The following is a 972-nucleotide window of genomic DNA, read 5'->3' on the forward strand; positions in this document are numbered from 1 at the left end:
CGCGGGCGTACGGCGCGGCCGCGCGCAGCCAGCGCGGCAGCCGGCCCATCGCGTAGTGCGCGGCGGGCCTGCGGCGGCCCGCGTAGTGGTGGTGCAGGAACTCCGCCTTGTACGTGGCCATGTCGACGCCGACCGGGCAGTCGCTGCGGCAGCCCTTGCAGGAGAGGCAGAGGTCGAGGGCGTCGCGCACTTCCTCCGAGCGCCAGCCGTCGGTGACGACCTCGCCCGCGAGCATCTCGTGCAGCAGCCGGGCGCGCCCGCGCGTGGAGTGCTGCTCGTCGCCGGTCGCGCGGAACGACGGGCACATGACGCCGGCCCCGGACGCCGTCTCCGTACGGCACTTGGCGACGCCCACACAGCGGCGCACGGCGGCCGAGAAGTCACCCTTGTCGTGCGGGTAGCCGAACTCCACGTCCACCGGCTCGCGGGGCAGCACCGCGAAGCGGAGGTTCTCGTCCAGGCGGTGCGGACGGGCGAGCATCCCGGGGTTCAGGCCGCCCGCCGGGTCCCAGACGTCCTTGAACCGGCCGAAGAGGGCGACCAGTTCGTCCCCGTACATCTTCGGGAGCAGCTCGGCGCGGGCCTGCCCGTCGCCGTGTTCGCCGGACAGGGAGCCGCCGTGCGCGACGACCAGCGCGGCCATCTCATCCGAGAAGGCACGGAAGCGGGCGACGCCGCCCGGGGTGAGCAGGTCGAAGTCGATCCGTACGTGGATACAGCCGTCCCCGAAGTGGCCGTACGGTGTGCCGCGCAGCCCGTGTGCGGCGAGCAGCGCGCGGAACTCCCGCAGATACGCGCCGAGCCGGGCGGGCGGCACCGCGCAGTCCTCCCAGCCGGGCCATGCCTCCGCGCCGTCCATGGTGCGGGTCGCGGTGCCGCTCGCGTCCTCGCGGATGCGCCACAGGGTGCGCTGGGCCGCCGGGTCGTCGATGACCAGCGCGTCCAGCGCGTCGGCCGCCCGCACGGTCGCGT

Annotated in this window: 1 protein-coding gene; it reads right to left on the minus strand. The window is 74.7% G+C overall.

Annotated features, from left to right (window positions below):
• Positions 1-972, minus strand: a 972-nt coding sequence (locus G3I19_RS36620) for an FAD-linked oxidase C-terminal domain-containing protein (protein WP_239075067.1), incomplete at both ends; no start/stop codon positions are given.

Origin of the sequence: Streptomyces sp. SID10853, from assembly GCF_010548145.1 — a bacterium.
Lineage (GTDB): Bacteria > Actinomycetota > Actinomycetes > Streptomycetales > Streptomycetaceae > Streptomyces.